Origin of the sequence: Halanaerobium praevalens DSM 2228, from assembly GCF_000165465.1 — a bacterium.
Taxonomy (GTDB): Bacteria; Bacillota; Halanaerobiia; order Halanaerobiales; family Halanaerobiaceae; genus Halanaerobium; species Halanaerobium praevalens.
Genome location: NC_017455.1, coordinates 1,651,066 through 1,671,221, shown reverse-complemented (window position 1 = coordinate 1,671,221; position 20,156 = coordinate 1,651,066). Strand labels below are relative to the sequence as shown.

13 protein-coding genes, 2 tRNA genes and 1 riboswitch are annotated in these 20,156 nt (G+C 28.1%); of the genes, 12 read left to right on the top strand and 3 right to left on the bottom strand.

Going from position 1 to position 20,156, the window contains the following annotated elements; translation table 11 throughout:
• Window positions 1-39: 39 nt before the first annotated feature.
• The 5 genes from HPRAE_RS07695 to HPRAE_RS11065 all read left to right on the top strand — a co-directional run bounded on the left by HPRAE_RS07695 (window position 40) and on the right by HPRAE_RS11065 (window position 8,506).
• The gene (locus HPRAE_RS07695) at window positions 40-561 is read left to right on the top strand and encodes a type 1 glutamine amidotransferase domain-containing protein (RefSeq protein ID WP_014553654.1); all 522 of its coding nucleotides are present in this window, start codon (window positions 40-42) and stop codon (window positions 559-561) included.
• Between the two features lie 65 nt (window positions 562-626).
• Window positions 627-3,371, top strand: a complete 2,745-nt coding sequence (locus HPRAE_RS07690; protein WP_014553653.1) for a cation-translocating P-type ATPase — start codon at window positions 627-629, stop codon at window positions 3,369-3,371.
• A gap of 52 nt (window positions 3,372-3,423) precedes the next feature.
• A complete protein-coding gene (locus HPRAE_RS07685; RefSeq protein ID WP_014553652.1) occupies window positions 3,424-4,872 on the top strand; it encodes a GntR family transcriptional regulator in 1,449 nt (482 codons plus the stop codon).
• A gap of 59 nt (window positions 4,873-4,931) precedes the next feature.
• A complete protein-coding gene (locus HPRAE_RS07680) occupies window positions 4,932-6,074 on the top strand; it encodes a baeRF7 domain-containing protein (protein WP_014553651.1) in 1,143 nt (380 codons plus the stop codon).
• 170 nt (window positions 6,075-6,244) lie between these two features.
• Entirely contained in the window at window positions 6,245-8,506 is a 2,262-nt protein-coding gene (locus tag HPRAE_RS11065) for an MEDS domain-containing protein (protein ID WP_014553650.1), read from the top strand.
• Between the two features lie 2 nt (window positions 8,507-8,508).
• On the opposite strand, the gene HPRAE_RS07670 is transcribed toward HPRAE_RS11065, so the two are convergent.
• Together HPRAE_RS07670 and HPRAE_RS07665 are read right to left on the bottom strand one after the other, a co-directional pair.
• Complete coding sequence (locus HPRAE_RS07670; protein WP_014553649.1) at window positions 8,509-9,738, bottom strand: BaiN/RdsA family NAD(P)/FAD-dependent oxidoreductase; 1,230 nt, start codon at window positions 9,736-9,738, stop codon at window positions 8,509-8,511.
• 179 nt (window positions 9,739-9,917) lie between these two features.
• A tRNA-Leu gene (locus HPRAE_RS07665) sits at window positions 9,918-10,004 on the bottom strand.
• 179 nt (window positions 10,005-10,183) lie between these two features.
• On the opposite strand from HPRAE_RS07665, the gene HPRAE_RS07660 reads away from it, so the two are divergent.
• The gene (locus HPRAE_RS07660) at window positions 10,184-12,154 is read left to right on the top strand and encodes a methyl-accepting chemotaxis protein (protein WP_014553648.1); all 1,971 of its coding nucleotides are present in this window, start codon (window positions 10,184-10,186) and stop codon (window positions 12,152-12,154) included.
• A 230-nt stretch (window positions 12,155-12,384) separates the two neighbouring features.
• Window positions 12,385-13,884 carry a bifunctional metallophosphatase/5'-nucleotidase gene (locus HPRAE_RS07655; protein WP_014553647.1) on the top strand — a complete coding sequence of 500 codons (1,500 nt, stop codon included), beginning with the start codon at window positions 12,385-12,387 and terminating at the stop codon, window positions 13,882-13,884.
• A gap of 72 nt (window positions 13,885-13,956) precedes the next feature.
• Here the strand turns inward: HPRAE_RS07655 and HPRAE_RS07650 are convergent, their stop codons facing one another.
• Window positions 13,957-15,219 (bottom strand): complex I subunit 5 family protein, encoded by a 1,263-nt coding sequence (locus tag HPRAE_RS07650; protein ID WP_014553646.1) that lies wholly within the window; start codon window positions 15,217-15,219, stop codon window positions 13,957-13,959.
• A 173-nt stretch (window positions 15,220-15,392) separates the two neighbouring features.
• Between HPRAE_RS07650 and HPRAE_RS07645 the strand changes: the two genes are divergently transcribed.
• The 5 genes from HPRAE_RS07645 (at window position 15,393) to HPRAE_RS07625 (ending at window position 20,009) form a co-directional block, all read left to right on the top strand.
• Entirely contained in the window at window positions 15,393-15,596 is a 204-nt protein-coding gene (locus HPRAE_RS07645) for a cold-shock protein (RefSeq protein ID WP_014553645.1), read from the top strand.
• 160 nt (window positions 15,597-15,756) lie between these two features.
• Window positions 15,757-16,593, top strand: a complete 837-nt coding sequence (locus HPRAE_RS07640) for a DegV family protein (RefSeq protein ID WP_014553644.1) — start codon at window positions 15,757-15,759, stop codon at window positions 16,591-16,593.
• 8 nt (window positions 16,594-16,601) lie between these two features.
• Window positions 16,602-16,677 (top strand) — tRNA-Thr (locus tag HPRAE_RS07635).
• 235 nt (window positions 16,678-16,912) lie between these two features.
• Window positions 16,913-18,706, top strand: a complete 1,794-nt coding sequence (locus HPRAE_RS07630; protein WP_014553643.1) for a FapA family protein — start codon at window positions 16,913-16,915, stop codon at window positions 18,704-18,706.
• A gap of 166 nt (window positions 18,707-18,872) precedes the next feature.
• Window positions 18,873-20,009, top strand: a complete 1,137-nt coding sequence (locus HPRAE_RS07625; RefSeq protein WP_014553642.1) for a pyridoxal-phosphate-dependent aminotransferase family protein — start codon at window positions 18,873-18,875, stop codon at window positions 20,007-20,009.
• Window positions 20,002-20,069, top strand: a riboswitch (Fluoride riboswitch). It overlaps the preceding gene by 8 nt.
• The last annotated feature ends 87 nt before the right edge of the window (window positions 20,070-20,156 follow it).

Here is a 20,156-nt window from a genome sequence, read left to right as displayed (position 1 = left end):
TAAATAGAGACTAAAATAATCTAGAGAGGTGAATTAATAATGAAATTAAAAGGTAAAAAAATTGCAATGTTAATTGGTCCTGGATATGAAGATTTAGAGTTCTGGGTTGTATATATGAGAATGAAAGAAGAAGGTGCTGAAATTGATGTGGTTGGTATGGAAAAAAATAAAGAATACAGCAGTAAACACGGTTGTTTGACTAAAAAAGCTGATTTTACAGCAACAGAGGTTTTAGAAGAAGAATATGATGGAGTTTTGGTTCCAGGTGGTTGGACTCCTGATAAGATAAGAAGAGATGAAGATATTGTTGAATTGGTTCGTAAAAATTATGAAGCAGGAAAAATAATTGGTTTAATCTGTCATGCGGGTTTAGTTGGTATTTCTGCTGGAATTGTAAGTGGCCCAGCAACTGGTTCTGAAGGAATTAAAGATGATATTATTAATGCAGGTGGAAGCTGGGTAGATGAAGCTGCCTTTAGAGATAATAATCTTGTTTGGGGAAGAGTTGTGAAAGATATTCCAGCTTATTGTAGAGAATTAGTTTCTGCTTTAGCTGAATAAGCTGTTTAAAGCTTGATTTTTAAAGAAAATAATTAGATTTAATCAAATATATAAGGGGTGATTAAATGGCAGCGAAAGAGTTTTATAGACAAAAAGCAAAAGATGTTTTAGAAGCTTTAGGTACATCTAGCAAGGGATTAACTGCTACTGAAGCAAAAAAGAGGCTTGAAAAGAATGGAGAAAACAAGCTTCAAGCTAAAGCTCAAAAATCTTTAGTTAAAATTTTTCTGCTTCAGTTTAAAGATGTGTTGGTGATTTTACTTTTAATAGCTGCTCTAATGTCCTTTATAATTGGTAGTTATCGTGATGGAACAATAATGATGATTATTGCAGTGCTTAATTCTGTAATTGGTTTTAGACAGGAATATAAAGCAGAAAAAATTATGGATTCTTTAAATAAATTAGTTAACTCTCCTTCTAAAGTAATTAGAGATGATCAGATTGGAGAAATTGCACAGCAAGAATTAGTTGTAGGAGATATTGTAAGTCTTGAAGAAGGAGATAAAATCCCAGCTGATTTGAGAATTATAGAATCATTTAATTTAAGGACAAATGATGTTTCTCTAACAGGTGAATCAATGCCCCAAGAAAAGGAGTCAAATCAGCTAGCAGAGGAAAGACCTTTAGCAGACAGAGATAATATGGCTTATTTAGGAACGACTGTAGCTTCAGGTTCGGCCAAAGGTGTTGTTGCTAGAACAGGAATGGATACAGAAATGGGTAAAATTGCTTCTATGACTCAAGCAGAAGATAAATCTAAATCCCCACTGCAGTCTGAGTTGCAGTCTGTTGCCAATAAAATTGCTGTTTTTGCAGTAGTTATTGCTCTGGCTTTATTTGGAATCAGCATCTATCAGGGATATGGACTTGATTTTGCTTTAATTTATGCGCTGGGGATAGCAGTAGCAGTTGTACCTCAGGCTTTACCGATGCAGGTTACAGTTGCACTTTCACAGGGAGTTGATCGCCTGGCTGGTAAAAATGCAGTTGTTAAAAAATTATCTTCTGCAGAAACTTTAGGTTCAACAAATGTTATTTGCACAGATAAAACTGGAACTTTGACTAAAAATGAAATGACAGTTAAAAAAGTATATTTTGATGGCAAGGAATATCAGGTTACTGGTCTTGGTTATGAACCTGATGGTGAACTTTTAGGTGAAGATGGAGATCCTTTATCTGAAGCAGAGATTGCAGAAATGGAAATTATATTTGATGCAGCTACTATGGCTTCAAATGCAGAGATTCATGAACCAGATGCAGATCATTCAGGCTGGTATGCAATTGGAGATCCGACTGAAGCAGCCTTAATTACTCTTTCTACAAAACTGGGGACTCGCTCGCCTAAAGAAGATGAGGAAAACCCAGAATTGCATGAATTTGGTTTTGATTCTGACCGTAAAAGAATGAGCTCAGTCAGAGAATTTGAGGATGGGAATTATTTAAAGATGAAGGGTGCCTTAGGAAGTGTACTTTCTATTTCCAAACATATTCTTAAAAATGGTAAAGTAGTAGAAATCACTAAAGAAGATAAAGAAAAACTGAATAAATTAAATGAAAAATATTCTCAAGATGCCTTGCGTGTTTTAGCAATTGCTTATCGTAAATTAGAAGATGAAGAAACAGATTATGTTTTAGAGGAAATAGAAAAAGATGTTATTTTCCTTGGTCTGGTAGCGATGATTGACCCTCCAAAAGAAGGAGTTAAAGAGTCTATTAAGGAAGCACATGCGGCCCAAATTGATACTTATATGATGACTGGTGATCATGCAATTACAGCTCAAGCTGTTGGAAAAGAAATTAGCCTGTCAATTGATGACCAAGATGTACCTGTCTTTACTAGTGAAGATTTAGAAGCAATGAGTGAATCTGAATTGCGAAAGACAATGGAAGAAAATAAGTCTCTTATTTTCTCACGTGTTTCACCAGAAAATAAATTGAGAATTGTTAAGAATTTAAAAGAGCAGCAAAAAATTGTAGCTGTAACAGGTGATGGAGTTAATGATGCTCCTGCTCTTAAAAGTGCTCATATCGGGGTAGCTATGGGGCAGATGGGAACAGATGTTTCTAAAGAAGCATCAGAATTAATATTACTTGATGATAGTTTTCCAACTTTAGTTTATGCAATTAAAGAAGGAAGAAATATTTATAATAATTTAAAGAAAACTGTAATTGCTTCTTTAACTACAAATGGGGCAGAATTAACAATCGTATTATTAGGACTTTTAGCTGCAGCGATACTTGGAACTCCAATTCCAATTCTGGCTATTCAGATTTTATCAATTGACTTGATAGCTGAAATTTTACCACTGACAGCACTGACTTTTGATCCAGCTTCTGAGCATTTAATGAAGTCACCACCTCGAAAACAGGAGGATCATATAGTTAATAAGCACAGTTTTAGTGAAATTATGTTTTTAGCCCTTTTAATGGGTGGACTGGCCTTTACAAACTTCTATCTATTTATTAATGCTCAATCTGAAGCTGTTACAACAGGTACTCAGCTTTATGCTAGAGGAACTACAATTTCATTTTTAACAATTGCTTTTTCACAGTGGGTTAATATTATGTCTAGACGCTATGAATACAAGAGCATTTTTAATAGAAATTTCTTTAGTAACAGCAAAATGATTTATTCAATATTAATTTCAATTTTGATGGTTCTAATAGTTATTTATTCACCAATTAATTCATTCCTTGGCTTTGCCGGTATTACTTTAGCAGACTGGGGTAGAATCATTATAGCTGGTTTTATTTTCCTATTAGGCCATGAAGTTATTAAGTTCTTTAAAAGAAAAAATGAAACCGCATAAGTTTAATAATTTCTAATTTAATTTTTAAAATTAACTTAGTGGAGGGAAGCAAATGTTTGAAATTGAAATAAAAAAAGATAAAACAAAAAATCTATATACTCAAATTTATGAAGCAATTAGAGAAGAAATATTGGCAAATAATTATACACCTGATACTAAATTACCATCAATTAGAAAACTTGCTTCTCGCCTTAAAGTTAATAATGAAACTATTGTTAAAGCCTATAATCTATTAGCTTCTGAAAATTTAATTTATAAAAAAGAAGGTAGTGGGAGTTATATTGCTCCTGCTCCAGCTTTAACAAATAATAAAGAAGATCAGCGTTTGAAAATATTAAGTTCTAAAAAATTTTTGGCTCCTAAAAAAGACCTTGATTTCAGAGGTCTAGAAAATGGAGTTGAAACTTTAGCTAAATATGGCTGGAATTCAATTTTTGAAAAATATTATAAAATATATGGTGGAGAAATCTTTAAAAACAAAAAATTTAATCAAAAAAATAAATATTTACAGTTTTTAAAAGAAAAAAATAATTCAATAGAAACAAATCAATTATATTATTGCTCAGAAAACCAAAAAAAAGATATTGCAAAAAAATTAATTGACTTCAATAAGAATTTATTATTTCTTCAGGCTAATAACAACTCTTTCTTTTTTGATCTTTATCAAGAAGTTTGTGGATACAGTTTTAAAAATGGAGATTTATTTTTAACTAAAAAAGATAATATTAATTTAGTTGCTTCTAACTATAAAAAAATAATAAATTTTTTAAATAATAATCCTATTGATTATTTATTTATTAGTGATGAATCATTGGCAGAAAGTGTTCTAGATTGGGATTTTGTTCAAATAAAGAATTTATTAAAACTTGCTCAAAAGTTAGATTTTAAAATTGTAATTCAGCAATATTTTGAATTGTATCAAGAAAATAAGAAGATAAAAAAAATATTAAAAACAAAATATAGAAAAAATATTATTTTAATTCAAGCTTTAACAAATAGAGTTTTTCCAGGTTTAAAAATGGGTATTTTTTATTTAGAGACTAAGCCAGAAGAATCATTTTCAATTTTTAAAAAATATAATTTGGCAAAGATAATAAAAAAAACAAATTTAACCGCTGGAGAAAATTTAGTTAATAATTTATTAGATTATTATTTAGAACATGATTATTTAAATAGGAGAATTAAATTTTTAAAACAGAGACTCAAGAATAGAAATTTAATTTTACAAAGTGAACTTAAAAACCAGTTTAAAAAAATTGATTTTATAAACAATAATTTACCATTTTATTTTCAAATTAAATTAGAGACTAAAATTAATCAGGAAAAATTCAAAAAGTTTGCTAAGGACAATTCCATTTTAGTTCCTGATTATAAACATTTCATGACTGATCAGAAAAGTAATAAGCTTATCATTTCAACAGCTTCCTTAAATCAATTTTTTCTTAAACAAGCCGCTTTTTTTCTAACAAAAATTTGCCAAGAATTTGTGAATTTAAGTTAAATTTTAGAGCTTTGAGTTTGTTTTAAGCTGAACAATTAAACTTAATAGGGGGAAAAAAAATGACAGAAATTAAGTCAGATGTCTTAAAGGAGCTTATTCAAGGTCAATCTAGTCCCTGTGTTTCAATTTATATGTCGACTCAAGCTGTTCATCAAGGAGAATTTAAGAAACTAGAAATTAGATTTAAAAATTTACTTCAAGAAATTGAAGCTGAATTAGAATCTAAGTGGGGCTTTAAAGAAAGGAAGATAAATAAATTTTTAGAAAAAGCTTTTTCTTTAACAAAAGATATTGATTTTTGGCAAAAACAAAAAGAAGGATTAGCTGTCTTTATTTCAGCAAACAAGTTTAAATATTTAAGACTTAGTTCTGATACTTTTGATCAAATTGACGTTAACTCTAATTTTAATTTAAAACAATTAATTTCAGATTTGCAAAAACAAAATAGATATTATCTTTTAGCTTTAAGTCCAAATTATAATCAATTATATGAGCTGAGTAAAACTGATATTCAAGCAATAGAACTTCAAAATTCTCCTGCAAGTATGGAAGCTTTTTTAAATATTGATAATGGGGCAGCAGAAAAGCAGCAGTCTATTAATACTGCTGGTGGTAAAACTGTTTTTCATGGTCAAGGAGGAGCCTCAGATGATGATAATCAAGATTTGATTCGTTATCTCAAAGAAATAGATAAGGTTATAAATTTAAAATTAAAAAATAGTGATCAGTATTTAATAGTTGCAGCTAGTGATAATGTTTTTTCACTTTATAAAGAAATAAATAACTATGCTAAACTTTTAGAAAAAAATTTAAGTGGTAATGCAAAACAAATGTCTAAAAAAGAACTAAGAGAAAAGAGTTGGCACTTAGTTGAAAGTAAATTTAATCATTATCTACAAGAACTTAAAACAAAATATTTAGAATTAAAGCCTAAAAATAAAACTGCTAATGATTTAGAAAAAATTGTTAAATCTGCTCCTTATAGTAAAATAGAGACTCTAATGTTAAATAAAAGAGCTGAAAAAAAAGGTGTTTTTATTCAAGCTAAAAATGAAATTAAAGTTTTAAATAATAAAAAAGATTATGATCTTTATAATTTTGCTGTTTTAGAAACTCTTAAAAATGGTGGTCAAGTTTATTCACTTAAAAAAGAAAAAATGCCTGAAAATGAAGATATAATTGCAATTTATAGATATCAATAAATAATAAAGGCTATCTAGTTAAACTAGATAGCCGCTTTTATATTTGCAGGATTTTAAAGTTAAAAAGAGAAATATGGTTATAGTGATTAATATTTATAAATATTAATTTTTAGTTATAAATTTATTTTTAATAATTATAAATATTAATAGCTAATAAAAGAGGTGAAAAAATGAATAATTTTCCAGTAAATATTATAAACTTGGATAAAATTAAATTAGGAGATCATACAGTTTTATTTTATACTAAAGAAGCTGAGATGATTAATTCTACTGCTGCTTTTATTAAAAGTAGTTTAATAAAAGCTGAAAAATGTTTATATATTGATAGTCAAGAAATTCATCAAAAAGTAAAAAAAGTATTAAAAAAAGAACTTAATAATTATCAACAATATGTTGAAGCCCAACAGCTATTATTTTTAACCAAAGAAGATAGCTATGGTAATCCAGCTCAATTTAATTCTGATAAGATGATTAAATTAATTATTCAAGAAGTTAAAAAAGCAAAAAAAGAGGGTTATCAGGGTTTAAGTATTACAGGGGAGTTAAAAGGAGTAATCGATTTTGCAGGTGGTAAAGAAGAAATAATTAGTTATGAATGGAAATTACATGATAGAGTTTTTAAAAAATATCCAGTTAGTGCCCTTTGTAGATATAATATTAATAAATTTGACCAGGAAGTTATTAAAGCAGCTCTAGAATTACATGACTATATTGTTTGGGAAGGAAGGCTCAATGATAATCCTTATTATATAGATCCTGAAGGTTATCGAAGAAATAAAGTTGAAGAATATGAAATTAAGAGCTGGCTGAATAATATTAGTAAATATCAAAAAAGGAATATGTTGTATAAAAAAACTATTAATGAAACTAACAAAAAATATAACCGCTTATACCATAATGCTCCAATTGGGATAGTAAAAACAACAGCTGGGGGAGAAATTATACAACTTAATCAAAAAATGGCTGAAATAGCTGGTTTTAATCAAATAAAAGCTGTTTATAATAATTATGCTTCAGCTTTTGATTTTTATGATGATTTTAAAAGAAGGGAAGAATTTTTAACTCAGATAAAAAATGATTTTATGATCAGAAATTTTGAATTTAAATGTAAAAATAAAAATAAGAAAAATTTATGGTTAATGATGAATTCACAAATTATAGAAAATGAAGAAACAGATGATTTTATTATTGAAAGTTTTGTTTTTGATATTACTGAAAAGAAAAAATATGAATTACAACTTCAAGAAAATAAAGAAGAATTATCAGCTAGTAATCAACAGTTGCAAGCTTATAATGAAGAAATTATGGCAATGAATGAGGAGTTGGAAAGTTCATTTACAGAATTAGAAGATTTAAATAAAAGATTTGAACAAATGGTTTCCTTACTTGATGAAATTGATAATTTAAATGAAATAAGTGAAGAAGAGTTTTTAAGTGAAATTTTACAAAAGGCAATAGAAATAATACCAGAAGCCGATTATGGCAGTATTTATACTTTTGGTGATCAATATATTAACTTTGTTGATTGTATTGGTTATAATCTTACTAAATTAAAACAAAGAGAAATTAAAAATGAAGCTTTTTATAATTATAATTCAATTATAGAAATTGTAGATTCAAGTGAGCTTAAAAGTAGAAATATTAAGTATATGGAAAAAAATGATTTTTATAAATTAGAGGCTAATTCTTTAAATAAGATCAAAGAAATTATGTATTTAGATCTTGAAATAAATGGATTAAAAAAAGCTGGTATTAGCTTAGATATTGCTCAGACAAGTAATGAAAATTTTAGTTCTAATTCAAAAAGATTATTTAAAGCATTTTATAATATTATTTCATCTTTTTATAAATTAAAAGAATATAATTTATTACAAAAAGATTTTACCAAAGAAATAATTTCTTCAGCTATCAAAATGCTAGAAATGTATGATTTATATACTAGAGGACATTCAGAAAATGTAGCTAATTTAGCTGTAGAAATTGCTAAAGAAATGAATTTAAAAGATTCTAAGATTGATTCTGTATATTGGGCAGGGATGGTTCATGATATTGGAAAAATGTTAATTCCACTTGAAATCTTAAATAAAGAAGGAAAATTAACTGATTATGAATATGATGTAATTAAGGAACACCCAGTTTTAGGTAGTAATGTATTAAAAAGCTCACATAGTTTAAAAAAAATAGCAAAATATGTATTATATCACCATGAGCGTTGGGATGGCAATGGTTATCCAACTGGCTTATCTAAAAATGAAATCCCATTAGTTTCTCAAATACTATGTGTTGCAGATGCCTGGGATGCTATGCGTTCTAAAAGAACTTATAGAGATTCTCTTAGTTATCAAAAGGCAATTAAAGAAATTAAGATTAATAAAGGTACTCAATTCTCACCTAAAGTAGCGGAAGCCTTATTAAACTTTTTGAAAAAATAAAATTAAATTGATAGTCTTTTTGCTAATTCAGAACCAGCTAAATATGCAGTTGCAAAGGCTGCTTGCAGATTATAGCCACCAGTGTCACCATCAATATCTAATACTTCACCTGCAGCAAAAAGATTCTTAGTTATTTTAGATTCCATAATTTGGGGATTAATTTGACTTAGTTCAATCCCACCTTTAGTTACCATTGACTGATGATAATTAGCTAAGCTATCAATTTCAAATTCAAGGCTAGAAAATAATTGAATAATTTCTTTTCTTTGCTCTTTGCTAAGATGAGCAGCATTTTGACTACCATCAATTTTTGCTAATTCAAGTATCTTTTGAATTAATCTTTGGGCTAAAGGATATTGAATTAAGAGATTAACTAGATTTAGACGACCTTCTCTTTTAATTCTTTTTAATAAATTTTTTTCTAATTCTGCTTGGTTATATTTAAGCAGCTTAATTTTTATTAGATCACCTTTTTTAAGATAACGCGAATAGTTTATTATGCCAGGGCCTGAAAGTCCACGATGAGTTAAAATCAAATCAGCAGACCAAGTTTTTAGCAAATTACCTTTTCTCCAAAGAGAAATTTCTTTATCTCTAAGAGAAATACCACTTAATTTTTTAAATTTATAATTTTTAATAATTACAGGAGCTAAAGCAGGTTGTGGTTTAACTATTTTGTGACCTAAAGCCTGGGCCATTTTAAAGCCATCACCTGTAGAACCTGTATTCGGAAATGATTTACCACCAGTTGCGATTAAAAAATATTTACTTTTATAAGTTTTATTTTTGGTTTTAATTTCAAAAAGACCATTTTTTTTAATTACTTTTTTAACAGGAGAATTATATTTAATTTTAATTTTTCGTTTTTGACATTCATCTAATAAAATATTTAAAATATCAGCAGCTTTATTTGATTGTGGAAATATTTTTCCACTTCTAGCTTTTCTAAATTCGATACCTCTTTTTTGGAAAAAATGCATTAATTTTTTGTTATCAAAGGTATATAAAGGGCCCATTAAAAAATTATAATTTTCTCCATAATGATCAAAAAAATTAGAAATATCACCAGCATGAGTTAAATTACACTGACCAGAACCACTAATTAAGAGCTTTTGGCCTGCTTTATGATTTTTTTCTAAAATTAATATTTTGAAATCATTATTTTTAGCAGCTTGAATTGCAGCGAAAAGGCCTGCAGGTCCAGCCCCACAAATTATTAGTTCAGCCTTCATGAAAATCACTTCCTTTTTTAAAATTAAATTTATTTTGAGGCAGGATATTAAAAAGTTTTGTTTAATTATATTTAATAGAGTCAATTGTCAGACTTCTGACCTTTTTTAGATATAAATAAATTTATCCTGCTTAAACTAAAAAAATCTCCCAGAAGGAGATTTAAATTAAATATTTCAAATGGTGCCGAAGGTGGGACTCGAACCCACACGTCCGTGAGGACAACGGATTTTGAATCCGTCGCGTCTGCCAATTCCACCACTTCGGCGTCAACATTTTATATTTTAACATATTAAAAATTAAAAAGCAAGGAAAATAAAGTTTTAAATACTTGAAGTTAACTTGAATTATTTAATCAACTTTAGTACAATTAATTTATTGTTATAAAGATTAAAGAGAAATTTTATTATACTATTTTAAAAATTTTAAAAAAGGTAGGGATTTTAAATGCTAAATTCTATTAAAGGAAGAATGTTAATAGCAATATCAGTTTTAATTTTAATTATAGTAGCAACTACTGCTTTTACTTTATATTATCAGTCTTCAAATATTTTAGAAGGCACAATAATGTCAAGTGCTCAAGAAAGTTCTAGACAAAATGCAGCTACTATCAATGAATGGTTAAATGGGATGGAAATATTTTTAACAAACTTAGCTGGATCAAATAATGTTAAAACAATGATGTGGAGCAGTCAAGAAAGATTTTTAAAAGAGTCTGAACATTCCGAACTAGAAAATATTATTGTTGCTAGACCAGATGGAAGAGCAAATGTAGTTGGGGGAGGAAATCTGGACCTTGCAGATCGCAAATATTTTAAAGAAGCAATGAAAAGTGGTAAGATTACATATTCTAATGTTAGAGCAAGTAAAATAACCGAGGATAATGTAATTTCTATAGCTGTACCTATTGTCGATTTTGGGGAGCAAGTTGGGCTTTTAATTGGAACTGTTTCAACTCAATATTTACAGGATTTGGTTAATGAAATGAATATTAATGGCTCAGGCTATGGTTGGATTATTAATCAAAATAGAAATACTATTGCTCATCCTGAAAATAAATATATATCAAATACTAATTTGTCACAAATAAATACTGATCTAAAAGAAATTAGTAATAAAATGGCTGCTGGCGAAAGTGGAGTTATTGATTATCAATTAACTAAACAGGATAAAATAATGGCTTATTCTGCTGTACCAATTAATGGCTGGTCAGTTGCTATGACTGCAGATAGATCGAAAGTTATGTCTCAGTTATCTAAGCTAAAAAATATGAGTTTGATTATTGCTTTAATAGCTTTGATTTTTGGCATTATAGTTACAACTATAATTGCTAGCTATATAGCAAATCCTTTAAATTATGTAACTCAAACTGCAAGAAAAATAGCAGCTGGTGATTTCACTTTAAATATTGAAGAAAAATATCTTAAGCGCAGAGATGAAGTTGGAGAACTTACAAATTCTTTTGCTGAGATGATTAATAATTTGAAATCAATGATTTTAAATGTCAAAAATATTTCGGATAAAGTTGCAGCCTCAAGTGAAGAATTATCAGCTAGTGGTAATCAAGTTGGCCAGAGTGCAGAAGATGTTAGCAAAGCAATTCAGGAAGTAGCCTCTAATACTGAAGAACAGTCTGCTCAAGTTGAAGAAACTTCAGCTACTATGGATCAATTAAGTTCTCAAATAGATATGGTTAATAATTCTTCTGAAGCAATGGACAGACAATCTGTTAATGTAATGGAAAATATTGAAAAAGGGAATCAAGCTATAGATAAATCTTCAACTGAAATTAATAAATTAAAAAGTAATTCTGAACAAGTAGAAAAAGCAGTTCATTCCTTAGCAGAATCTTCTCAACGAATTGGAGAGATTGTAAACTTAATTAAAGATATTTCTTCACAAACTAATTTACTTGCTTTAAATGCAGCAATTGAAGCAGCTAGAGCTGGTGAAGCAGGAAGAGGTTTTTCAGTGGTAGCAGATGAAATTAGAGAATTAGCAGAAGAATCAAATCAAGCTACTGATGAAATAACTGAACTAATAGAAGGTATTCAAAAAGATGTAGAAGCATCTGTTGATAATATTGGCCAAACAGGAGAAGTAGTAGATTCAAGTGTAAGTTCGATTGAAGAAAGTGGAGATGCGTTTAAAGAAATTGAAAATACTGCTGAAGTTTTAAGCAGAATAATTACTAATATTAATAATAAAGCAGAAGAAATGGCAGCTAATAGTAATGATGTTGAGCGAGCAATTAATGAGATTGCTTCTGCTAGTGAAACAGCAGCTGCTAACTCAGAAGAAGTTGCAGCTTCAAGTCAGGAACAAAATGCAGCTACAGATGAAATAATCACTGCTGCGGATGAATTAGCTGTAATGGCAGAGCAATTAGCAGAATCTATTTCTAAATTTAAATTATAAGAGCTTTAGTTTTAAATAAAAATTATAAAAAAGGAGTAGTAGTATTTTACTCCTTTTTTTGTTGTGATTAATTTTGTTAATATTTAAAATAAAAAAAGGGTTTTTTAAATTTTTAGATAATATATATATATAAAGAGTCGTCAGACTTCTGACAAATTTTAAAAGGAGGTGAAAAGTTTAAGTTTTTAAATTTAATATTTAATTAATTACTAACAATGGGGGTAAAATTAATGAATTCAAAAAAAATTGTAATAGGTCTTTTCGTCTTAGCTTTAATTATTAGTTTTCCGATTAACACTTTAGCTGAAACAACAGAGCTTAGAATTTATCATCTTAATGATGCTCATGCTAGAGTTGAAGAGGACAGTTATTCAGGTAGTATGGGATATGCTAAAATAGCGACTTTAATCAAGGAAGCAAGAAAAGAAAAAGAAAATGTAATGTTTTTAGATGCTGGAGATACTTTCCATGGTCAAACCATTGCTAATATTAATCAAGGTGAATCGATTAGTCATATTTTAAATTTAATGAAACTTGATGCTTTAGTTTTAGGAAATCATGACTTTAATTATGATCAAAAAAGAGTTTCAGAATTAGCTAAAATAAATAATTTTCCTTTTTTAGCTGCTAATTTAGTTAGAGAAGATGGCAAAGAAATTCCTTATACTAAAGATTATATCATAAAAGAATATAATGGCTTTAAAGTAGGTATTTTTGGTTTAGTAACACCCGAAACTGTTTATAAAACTCATCCTAAAAATGTTGAAGGTTTGAGCTTTGAAGATCCAATTACTGTAGCTAAAAAAACAGTAAAAGAATTAGAAAATAAAGTAGATATAATAGTAGGCTTATCTCATTTAGGGATTGATAATAGTTCAAATCTAGCTAAAAATGTAAAAGGAATTGACTTAATAGTTGATGGTCACAGCCATACTATTTTAGAAAATGGTTTAAAAATTAATAATACAATGATTGTTATGGCTGGAGAACATACTAAAAATTTAGGTTATGTAGATTTAGTCATAAAAAATGGTAAGCTTTTAGATATTAAGGCCAATTTAATTTCTAAAGCAGATACTAAGAATGTTAAAAAAGATTATATTATTTCAGAATTTGTAAATAGAGTAAATAATGCTAATAAGATAATTACCTCTCAAGTTGTTGGAAAAACTAATGTTAATTTAGATGGAGCAAGAGAGGATGTTAGAACAAGAGAAACTAATTTAGGTAATTTAATAGCTGATGCTTTAAGACACAAATTTGAAGCTGATGTAGCTTTAACTAATGGTGGTGGAATTCGTGCTTCTATACCTAAAGGAGAAGTAACACAAGGTGATGTTATCACTGTTTTACCTTTTGGTAATACTGCTATGTTAACAAAAGTTAGTGGTGCTGATCTGAAAGCTGCTTTAGAGCATGGAATTTCTGAATACCCTGCAACTGAAGGTCTTTTCCCTCAGGTTTCCGGAGTTAAATTTAGTTTTGACGGAGATGCTGCATCAGGAAATAGAATTCAAAAAGTTTGGGTTGGTGGAGAAAAATTAGATCCAAATAAGATCTATACTGTTGCCACTAATGATTTTATGAAAGCTGGTGGAGATGGCTATGAGATGTTTGCTGAAGCACCAATTTTAAGTGAAGCTGGTGGTTTAGAAGAAATTTTAATTGAATATATTGAAGAAAATTCTCCCTTAGCTCCTGAAATAGAGTCTAGAATTATAATAGAATAAAATTACTAAATTAAGACTCCAAATAAATATTTATTTGGAGTCTTTTAAATTTGTATTTTATTTATAAATATATTATTGATTTTTTATTCTAGAAATTAAAGGAATTTTAATTAAATAGGCAATTAAAATATAAATCGAAGTAGTTATAAAGGCTGATAAATAATTAACTTTAAAATAATAATCTAAATACAAATCTGGTTTGATTGCCAAAACAAATAGAATAATGCTTGGTATCAAAACAGCTATATTTTCTAAAGAACTTAATTGATAATTCAGTTCAACTTTTTTTTCAATAGATTTTTCCTTATAATCTGCTAGAAATATAATAGATAATACTTTAAAAACATAGGTAACAGTTAAAATACTTCCTAAATGTAATAAAAATTTAAATATTGGAATTGAATTTAAAGAGTATTTAATTAAATATTTACTATTATAACCGATAAAAAGAGGAAAGGCCATCAAAGATAAAAAAGCAATAATAGTACTTATAGTATTTATATTTAGTTCCTTTAGAGAAGCTGAAAAATCAAAAATGGAATTTGATTTGAACTTTAAAATCCAATTTTGAGCAGTGTTAAATAAGGTTGATTTAGCAAATGCATGAGCAATTATATGTAAGACTGCTCCATAATAACCATATTGATTACCACTTCCAATTGCTAAACAAATAAAACCAAATTGACTTATAGAACTGTAACTTAAAATTAATTTATAATTTTTATTTGCTAAAGCCTTAATACCACCATAAAAAATCATTATTATTCCTAAATAAAGTAAAGCTCTATTGCCGTTAGTTATAATTTTTAAAAGTATAACATAGCCTAATTTAGCCACTAAAGCAGATGAAATTGAACAAAAACTTGCAGATGCTCTTTTATAAATATATGGGAGCCAGATATGAAAACCAATAATTGCACTTTTAACCCCAACTCCTACTATAAACATTAACTGCAGCCAGAGCTCATTTATTGGACCTAAAGTATGATAACCATTTGTATAGGCAACTAAAATTGTTAGAATTAAAAAACTGCCTCCAACAAACTGAATTACAAAATACTCCCAGGCAAGATCTTTACTATCCCAGATTAAAATTAGAGCAGTAGTTAAACTAATAATTTCCCAGCCGATCATAAAAATAAACCAATTTTTGGTACTAACAACAATTCCGAAACTAATTAGAAAAAAAATAAAATTTACTACAAATAAACTTTTATAATTTTTGATTTTTTTCCAGGCAGATATTAAAGTTAAGATAGTAATTAAAACTGCTGTAGTCAAAAATAAAATTGTTATATTATTAAATATAAAGTTATTCAGCATAAATTTGTGCATTAAAATTCCTCCTTATTTAATTATAGCATATTAATTTATTTGCTAAAAGTCAGAGTTTTATAATTGAGTCAGAAAAATTTGACAAATAAGAATTATAATGATATATTTAAATTACTGAGTATTCTAAACTAGCTACACATACTCGGGTTAAATTTTAGGAGGAAGATATTAATATGGTTTACACAGGAAATGTTAAATGGTTTGATGAGAAAAAAGGTTATGGCTTTATTGAAAGAGAAGATGGCGACGATGTATTCGTACATTTCTCTGCTCTGCAGCAGGAAGGATTTAAAACTTTAGAAGAAGGTCAAGAAGTTGAATTTGAAATTGTTGAGGGAGATCGTGGACCTCAGGCAGAGAATGTTGAAGTTATATAATTAAAACTTAATTATGTAAATTTGCCCTGACTATATATATAGTCAGGGCTTTTCTTTATCAAATTATAGAATTTTTATTGCTTTTTATTATGATTAAAGATAAAATTGTAAAGTAGAGTAGAATTAAATAGTAAAAATATAATATTATGGAGGTATCAGAATGGAGTTTAAAATAATAGTTGATAGTTGTTGTGATTTAACTAAAGAAATTAAAGAAAGATTTAATATTTCAACAGCGCCACTTTCTATTGATATAGAAGATGAACATTTTGTAGATAATCAAAATTTAGATAGAGAAAAACTTTTAAAAACTATGAAAAATAGTGATCAGGCTCCTAAAACAGCAAGTCCTGGCCCTGGCCCTTTTTTAGATTTATATCGTCAGCATGAAAATTCATTTGTAATTACTCTTTCTAAAGAATTAAGTGCTTCCTATCAAAATGCAGTTTTAGCTAAAGAGCTGCTAGTAGAAGAAGCTGAAGATAAATTTGTTAAAGTTTTTAATTCATTTAGTGCATCTGTTGGAGAAACTATGATTGCTTATAAATTAGGTGAATTAATTGAAGCTGGTTTGGAAAGAAAAGAAATTATAAAAAAAGCTAACAAATATATTAAAGAAATGAATACTTTATTTGTACTTGATTCTCTAGATAATTTAATTAAAGCGGGTAGAATGGGCAAACTAAAAGGTAAAATTGCTTCTTTTTTTAATATCAAACCAGTTTTAGCTGGAACTCCAGAAGGAACAATAACTCTTGCAGATAAAGCCAGAGGAAGTAAAAGAGCAATTAGAAAATTAATTGAAAAAGTTGGAGAAAAGGGAGAAAATTTAGAAGATAAAATTCTTGGAATTGCTCATTGTAATGCTCTAGAAAAAGCAGAATATATTAAAAAAGAGGCAGCTAAAAAGTATAATTTTAGAGATATAATAATTGTAGAAACAGCTGGAATAAGTACAGTGTATGCTAATGAAGGAGGCATAGTATTAGCCTTTTAGAGTTTAAAGCCGGTGTAGCTCAATTGGTAGAGCCCTGGTATCGTAAACCATAGGCTGCAGGTTCAACTCCTGTCACCGGCTCCATAAAAGCTTAAATATAGATTGAAATAATTAAACTTTTTTGTTTATTGAAGAAGCTAAGAAGTTAATTTTTTTCAAAAAAAATAATATCAGAATATTACTAAAAATAAAGGGTAATTATTACTATTATAGAATAATATTAAATACAGCTGATTACCTTTATATAAATTAATTAAAGTTATTTTAACTTAATTTCTTAATTTATAATTTAAATTATAAATTAAAAAGAGGTGTAAATATGGAAAATATTGACGGCACTGTAGAAATTAAAAATTGTAAAGTTATTGTAACTGATCCAGAAGGAGATGGTCGTTTTGCTAGAATTAAAGCTGGCGATGAAGTTGAAGTTTATTTAGACGAAGAAAAAATAACAGGAGAAAGCATAGTTTTTAGTGATAGTAAAATTGAAATAAAAAAAAATGATCAATTAGCTAAAAAAAACTTGAATTTGAAATTCACAAATAATGCCATTCAAGCTTATTTAGAAGTGGAAATAGAAGCAGAATATGAACTTAAAATTAAAGATCAGCCTCCTTCTAATTTAGTAATTATTGAAGTAGAAAAAAAGACAAAAGAATGCCCAAAGTTAGAAAAGACAGAAATATCAGCTTTTTTATTAAAAAACAAGGTTAGATTTGGAATTAAAACTGAAGTTATTGATCAAATAATAGCAGAAAATAAAAGTGGGAGTTATTTAATTGCAGAAGGCCAAGATATAAAAGAGGGAAAAGATGCAGTGATTAAATCTATTGAAAAAGAAAAAGGTGTTTTAGCTCAAGATTTTAATTATATAACTTCTTTTTTAGTAGGAGAAGTAGTAGTAGAAAAAATACCTGCAATTTTTCCTAAAGATGGAATAAATGTTTTTAAACAAAGGATTAAAGCACCTCCAGTTAAAGATTATAAGTTGGTAGCAAAAGAAGGTATCAAATTGATAGAGAATGGTTTAAAAGCTGTAGCATTGAAGGCTGGCAGACCTAAATTGGAAAAGAAAAAAGATGATTTTGAAGTTTCAATTATTCCCCAATATGTTATTAATGGTAATGTTAACAAAAAAACCGGTAATATTAAATTTGAAGGGGACCTAATTATAAATGGAGGAATTTTCGATTATTTTGATGTGCGGGTTGGTAATAGTTTGCAGGTAAAAAAAAGTATTACAGGCTGCAAAGCTTCTGTAGATGGAGATGTATTAGTTAAAAAAAAGGTGATTCAGAGTGAAATTATAGCAGGTCTTTTTGTTCCTCAAATATTATTAATTAAAATAAAAAAATTATATAATTTGCTAGAAAATTTGCTTAAATCAGTCGAACAAATTTTAGAAATAGCTCAACAAAGAATGGGGATTTTATCTCGCAACTTAGATTTTGGTCAAATATTAAGGTTGCTTTTAACAGGTAAATTTCAAAGTATTCCTCCTTTAGTTACAGAATTAGCAGAAGAAATGCAAGAATTTAATTTTGAATGGAAAGCAGCTTCTACTTTAAAAAAACTCTATTTAGAATTTAAAGGTTATAAAAAAATACTTAGAATTAAAAATACAGAACTTTTTGAACAATTAACAGAAGAATTAGAAGATGTTATCTATTCCCAAGAAAGTCTAAACCGATCTGATGTTTTAGCAAATTATATTCAAAATTCAGAAATAACTGCTTCTGGTAATGTAATTATTATGGAACAAGGGGCTTATAATTCGGTAATTCATTCAGGGCAGAATATAATAAATATTAAAGGTAAAGGATTTATTAAAGGTGGTAAATACTTTGCTCGTGAATGGATATATTTAAAAGAAGTTGGTAGTGCTTTAAATATAACTGAATTTTATATTGGTCAAGGTATTTATATTAAGCATACAGAAGGTAATATAAAAATTAATGCCCCTAATGATTTATTATTTATTGATCAACCTAGATCAAATATATTTTTAAAAGTTAACAAAAGTGGTAAATTAATCCAAAAAAACGGCTCGCCTGATATAAAAGAATTAAAGGAAATGTCAAATTACCGTGAAATACCTGTTGTTAAAAATTAAAAATATAATTTTACTCTTATCTTTTAAGAGGTGCGGAGAAGGTGTTTTTTTGGCTAATTTTCTTTAAATAAAAAATAAAGCTTAAAAATTATAAAATTTAACTTGACAATCTCCTATTAAAAGTTATAAAATCTATAGTAGACCATAAATTTTGGGAGTGATTTTTGTGAGTGATTTATTAATAATGACACCTGGTCCAACTGAAGTTAGCGAAGAGGTAAGAAGGGCCATGAGTCGCAAAATTACCAACCCTGATCTCGATCCTGAATTTTTTGAATTTTACCTAGGAGTTAGTTCTAAATTGCAAAAGGTATTAAAGACAAAAAATGATGTGATTATTATGAGTGGGGAGGGAATTTTAGGCTTAGAATCTGCTTGTGCTTCTTTAATCGAACCAGAAGATAAAGTTTTAGTTTTAGATAACGGTATTTTTGGAAGAGGATTTGCAGATTTTGCTGACCTTTATGGAGCAAATGTTGTAAAATGGGATTTTCCTTATGATGAAAAAATAAATATAAATAAATTAGAAAAAAAGTTAGCTGCAGAAAATGATTTTAAATTTGCTACTTTTGTGCATTGTGAAACCTCTACAGGTGTAATTAATGATGCTAAAGAAATCACTAATTTATTAAATAAATATAATATTTTATCAGTTGTAGATTCTGTTTCTGCAATTGGTGGAGTTCCAATTGAAGTCGATAAATGGGGAATAGATATTATTTTAGGTGGTTCTCAAAAATGTCTTTCAGTACCTCCAGGTTTAACTTTTTTAAGTGTCAGTGATAAAGCTTGGGAAGCTGTTAATGATCGAGAAACTCCTGTCAGAGGATACTATACAAATCTACAGCTCTGGCAAAATTGGTATGAAGAAAAATATTTTCCTTATACTCAAGCAATAAGTGATATTTATGCATTAGATGCTGCTTTAGATAAATGGATTGCTGATCAGACAATTTATGCAAGACATAAAAAAATAGCAGAAGCGGTCCGAAAAACTATTAAAAGGTCAAATCTTAATTTATATGCTAAAAATGGACACTCTGATACAGTAACTTCAATTGAAATTCCTAAAGGTATTAGTTACCAAGAGTTAAATCAATTAATGACAGAAAGCTATAATGTAATGATTGCTTCTTCTTTAGGAGAATTTGAAGATCGATTAATTAGGATTGGTCATATGGGAGAAAACTGTTATGATGCTAAGTTATACAGAACTCTTAAAGCTTTTGATCATAGTTTAAGAGAATTAGGTTTTGAATTAAATGTTGAATTACATAAAATATTTGTTAATCAACTAAATTAAAGGGGATGGAGCTCCCCATTGCTTACTGTTTAAATAACATTTGATGGCTCCTATCTATTTAGGATTAGTTTTAACTATTTAGGTAGGAGTTTTTTTGTTATTATTGTATTGGTACCAGGTACAAAATATTTTTTTCACAAGAGGAGA

Bases quoted from the DNA above. Each gene is read 5' to 3' on its own strand.
- HPRAE_RS07660 (WP_014553648.1), top strand. From the start codon at position 10,184: ATGCTAAATTCTATTAAAGGAAGAATGTTAATAGCAATATCAGTTTTA.
- HPRAE_RS07680 (WP_014553651.1), top strand. From the start codon at position 4,932: ATGACAGAAATTAAGTCAGATGTCTTAAAGGAGCTTATTCAAGGTCAA.
- HPRAE_RS07640 (WP_014553644.1), top strand. From the start codon at position 15,757: ATGGAGTTTAAAATAATAGTTGATAGTTGTTGTGATTTAACTAAAGAA.
- HPRAE_RS07670 (WP_014553649.1), bottom strand. From the start codon at position 9,738: ATGAAGGCTGAACTAATAATTTGTGGGGCTGGACCTGCAGGCCTTTTC.
- HPRAE_RS11065 (WP_014553650.1), top strand. From the start codon at position 6,245: ATGAATAATTTTCCAGTAAATATTATAAACTTGGATAAAATTAAATTA.
- HPRAE_RS07645 (WP_014553645.1), top strand. From the start codon at position 15,393: ATGGTTTACACAGGAAATGTTAAATGGTTTGATGAGAAAAAAGGTTAT.
- HPRAE_RS07650 (WP_014553646.1), bottom strand. From the start codon at position 15,219: ATGCACAAATTTATGCTGAATAACTTTATATTTAATAATATAACAATT.
- HPRAE_RS07690 (WP_014553653.1), top strand. From the start codon at position 627: ATGGCAGCGAAAGAGTTTTATAGACAAAAAGCAAAAGATGTTTTAGAA.
- HPRAE_RS07630 (WP_014553643.1), top strand. From the start codon at position 16,913: ATGGAAAATATTGACGGCACTGTAGAAATTAAAAATTGTAAAGTTATT.
- HPRAE_RS07685 (WP_014553652.1), top strand. From the start codon at position 3,424: ATGTTTGAAATTGAAATAAAAAAAGATAAAACAAAAAATCTATATACT.
- HPRAE_RS07655 (WP_014553647.1), top strand. From the start codon at position 12,385: ATGAATTCAAAAAAAATTGTAATAGGTCTTTTCGTCTTAGCTTTAATT.
- HPRAE_RS07695 (WP_014553654.1), top strand. From the start codon at position 40: ATGAAATTAAAAGGTAAAAAAATTGCAATGTTAATTGGTCCTGGATAT.